At 72.2% G+C, this 4,300-nt stretch carries 2 protein-coding genes; both read left to right on the forward strand.

Annotation, left to right across the window (positions count from 1 at the left end; translation table 11 throughout):
• Positions 1-2,868, forward strand: a 2,868-nt coding sequence (locus FVS66_RS15465; RefSeq protein WP_222946937.1) for a type I polyketide synthase, incomplete at its 5' end; no start/stop codon positions are given.
• Positions 2,865-4,300: type I polyketide synthase (locus FVS66_RS15470; RefSeq protein ID WP_399225616.1), on the forward strand; the 1,436-nt coding region annotated here is incomplete at its 3' end. The genes FVS66_RS15465 and FVS66_RS15470, both read left to right, overlap by 4 nt.

Consider the following 4,300-nt stretch of genomic DNA (forward strand, 5'->3'; position numbering starts at 1 on the left):
ACACACACCGCGGGTGTCGGTGTGGACTGGGAGGCGGTGTTCGCCGGAACGGGTGCCCAGCGCGTCGACCTGCCCACGTATGCCTTCCAGCGGGAGAACTACTGGCTGTCCCGCAAGGTCGGTGCCGCCGACGCCTCCACTGCCGGGATGGACCGGATGCGGCATCCGATCCTGGCCGCGGCCGTGCAGGTCGGGGACCGTGACGAGTGGGTGTTCACCGGCAGCATGTCGCAGGAGACGCAGCCGTGGACGCGTGACCACGCGGTGTTCGGGATCGTACTCGTGCCGGGCACGGCGATGTGCGAGATGGCACTGACCATCGGCCGTCGCCTGGGCTGCGAGGTCGTGGACGAGATGGTCATCGCCGCGCCGCTGGTCCTGGAGGACGACGTGACGCGGCAGATCCGGGTCACGGTCGGCGCGGCCGGTGAGGACGGTCGCCGCGAGATCGCGTTCTTCTCCCGGATCGAGGCGGGCGAGGACGCGGTCACCGAGCTGACCTGCCACGCCCGTGGATGGCTGTCCGCCAAGGCCGGGCCCCTGGAGCCGCTGCCGGTTCCGTGGCCGCCCGCGGACGCCGAGCCGCTTGCCGTGTCCGAGCTCTACACGCTGCTCAACCGCAACGCCCACCTCACCGACGTGGGCTTCGACTACGGCCCGGCCTTCCGCGCCGTCGAGACCGCCTGGCGTCGGGGTGACGAGGTGCTCGTCGAACTGGCGCTGCCCGAGGCGGCCGGTCCGGCCGACGGGTTCGCCATCCACCCGGCGATGTTCGACTCCGCCCTGCACGGCGGGCTCGGCATGCTCGACATGGGGGAGAACAACCCGAGCGGGCTGCCGTTCTCCTGGTCCGGGGTCCAGCTGGGGCGCTTCGGCCTCATGCGGCTCCGCGTGCGGATCACGCTGCCGGACCCGATGTCCCTGCGGCTCGACATCGCGGGTGAGGACGGTCTGCCGGTGGCCTGCCTGCGGCGGCTCGACGTCCGCCCGGTGGAGCAGGCGCACCTCGAAGCGGCGCGAGGCGACAGCGAGCGCCATCTCTACGAGCTGGGCTGGGTTCCCGCCCAGGCCGCTCAGGCCGCGCAGGCACCGGCCGCCGGTGTCGTCGCACTGGGCGAGGTCGGCGGGCCGGCGGAGCGGTTCGCCGATCTGACCGCGCTGGAGAAGGCGCTGGCCGACGGAGTGAAGGCGCCCGAGGTGGTGCTGGCCGCGGTCCGGACCCCGGACGGTGACGTGCCCGGGGCGGCGCGGGCGGCCACCGGCGAGGCGCTGGCGCTGCTGCGGCAGTGGTTGGCCAGTGAGCGGCTGGCCCAGGCGCGGCTGGTGATCGTGACGCGGGCTGCGGTCGCCGCTGACGGTGAGGCTCCGGACGTTGCCCAGGCCGCGGTGTGGGGTCTGGTGCGCAGCGCGCAGTCGGAGCATCCGGATCGGTTCGTACTGGTCGACATCGGTGACGACGATCCCGACTGGGGTGCGGTGCTGGGCGCCGAAGAGCCGCAACTCGCGGTGCGGGGAGCCCGGTTGCTGACGCCGAGGCTCGCGCGTGCTTCCACCGGTGAGACGGTCACCTCGTTCGACCCCGAGGGCACGGTGGTGATCACCGGTGGAACGGGTGGTCTGGGCGCCGTGTTCGCCCGTCACGTCGTCACCGCCCACGGCGTACGTCACCTGCTGCTGCTCAGCCGACGCGGCCCGGAGGCCGACGGCGCCGCCGAACTGGTCGCCGAGCTGGCAGAGCTGGGGTGTGCGGCTCGGGCCGTCGCCTGCGACGTGTCCGACCGGGAGCAACTCGCCGCAGTGCTCGGCACGCTGGAGCATCGTCCCACCGCAGTGGTGCACGCGGCGGGTGTGCTCGACGACGGTGTGATCGGATCGCTGTCGCCGGAGCACATCGAGCGGGTGATGCGGCCCAAGGTGGACGCGGCCTGGCATCTGCACGAGCTGACGGCCGACGCGGAGCTTTCGGCGTTCGTGCTGTTCTCGTCGGTGGCCGCGCTCATCGGCAGCCCCGGTCAGGGCAACTACGCCGCCGCCAACGCGGCCCTGGACGCGCTTGCCGCGTCGCGCCGGGCCGCCGGGCTGCCCGCCACCTCGCTGGCGTGGGGCCTGTGGTCCGACACCGCGGGCATGGCCGCGCAGCTGGGCCAGAACGAGCTGGCTCGCCTGGAGCGGATGGGCTCCAAGGCGTTGACGACGGAGGTGGGTCTCGGTCTGTTCGACCAGGCTCTGGCGTCGGACGCGGCGCTGCTGGCGCCGGTCCGGCTGGACACGGCGGTGCTGCGGTCCCAGGCCAGGGCCGGGACGATCCCGGCCGTGCTGCGCGGGCTCGCACCCGTCGCTGCCCGACGGGTGGACACCCCCACGGTGTCGCTGCGCGACCAACTGGCCGGAGTCGACGCCGCCGACCGGGAGCGCATCGTCCTCGACATGGTCCGCACCCAGGTGGCGGCCGTGCTCGGACATGCCTCGGCCACGGCCGTCGAACCCGAGCGGGCCTTCCAGGAGATGGGCTTCGACTCGCTCGGCGCCGTCGAGCTGCGGAACCGGCTCACGCAGGCCACCGGTGTGCGCCTGCCCGCCACGCTCGTGTTCGACCACCCCACGCCCGCGGACATCACGCGCCTGTTGCTCGCCGAGTTCGGCGGCGGTGCCGTCGGAGAGCCTCCGATCGAGAAGGAACTGAAGAAGCTGGAAGACATGCTTGCCGCGATCGCCGACGACGAACGGCGCCCGGTGGCCGAGCGCCTGCGCCGCCTGCTCGCCGTCGTCACCGACGACGACGAGGCGGAGACGGCCGAGCGCATCGAAGCGGCCACCTCCATGGACGAGGTCTTCCAAATGATCGACGCCGAGTTCGGCGAAGCGTGACAAGGGGCGGGGAAATGGCAGAGAACGCAGATCAGCAGGAGAAGATCGCCCGCTATCTCAAGAAGATGGCGAGCGACCTCAACCAGGCCCGTGCGCGCCTTCGCGAGTACGAGTCCCGCGACGGGGAGCCCCTTGCGATCGTCGGCATGAGCTGCCGGTACCCGGGCGGGGTGACCTCACCGGAGGACCTGTGGGAACTGGTGGCCACCGGGAGTGACGCCATCGGCCCGTTCCCGACCGACCGCGGCTGGGACCTGGAGGGGCTGTACGACCCGGACCCGGACCGGCTCGGCACGGTGTACGCCCGCGAGGGCGGGTTCATCGACGGGGCCGCCGATTTCGACGCCGACTTCTTCGGGATCAGCCCGCGTGAGGCGACGGCCATGGACCCGCAGCAGCGTCTGCTGCTGGAGGCCGCCTGGGAGGCGCTGGAGGACGCGGGCCTCGACCCGAACTCCCTGCGCGGCAGCGACACCGGCGTCTTCTGCGGCGTCGGACCCTCCGACTACGCGTCGATGCCCGCCGGAACCCTGCCCGAGATCGAGGGCTTCCGCCTGACCGGCTCCACCACCAGCGTGGTGTCCGGCCGCGTCGCCTACAGCCTCGGCCTCGAGGGCCCGGCCGTGTCGGTGGACACCGCCTGCTCCGCCTCCGCCGTCGCCCTGCACCTCGCCGCGACGGCGCTGCGCGCCGGCGAGTGCTCCCTCGCCCTGGCCGGTGGCGTGACGGTGCTCTCGGGACCGTTCCTCCACATGGAGTTCAGCCGCCAGCGCGGCTTGGCCCCCGACGGCCGCTGCAAGGCGTACTCGGCGTCTGCCGACGGCACCGGCTTTTCCGACGGCCTGGGCCTGGTGGTGCTGGAGCGGCTCTCGGACGCCAAGCGCAACGGGCGGCGCATCCTCGGCCTGATCCGCGGCAGCGCCGTCAACCAGGACGGCGCCAGCAACGGCCTCACCGCTCCCAACGGCCCGTCTCAGGAGAGGGTGATCCGTCAGGCGCTCGCCAACGCCGGACTGTCCCCCGCCGATGTGGATGCGGTCGAGGGTCATGGGACGGGTACGAAGCTGGGTGATCCGATCGAGGCGCAGGCGCTTTTGGCGACGTACGGGCGTGAGCGTGAGGGTGACCCGCTGTGGCTCGGCTCGATCAAGTCGAACATCGGCCACACCTCGACGGCCGCCGGTGTCGCGGGTGTGATCAAGATGGTGATGGCGATGCGGCACGGTGTGCTGCCGCCGACCCTGCATGTGGACGAGCCGTCTCCGCACATCGAGTGGGACTCCGGACGTGTCGAGTTGCTGACCGAGGCGCGGGAGTGGACCGCGGATGGTCGTCCGCGTCGTGCGGGTGTGTCGTCGTTCGGTGTGAGCGGTACGAACGCGCACATCATCGTGGAGGAGGCCCCGGCCGAGGAGCCGGTGACCGTCGAGCG

The sequence above is a fragment of the Streptomyces sp. TRM49041 genome (assembly GCF_008271805.1).
Taxonomy (GTDB): domain Bacteria; phylum Actinomycetota; class Actinomycetes; order Streptomycetales; family Streptomycetaceae; genus Streptomyces.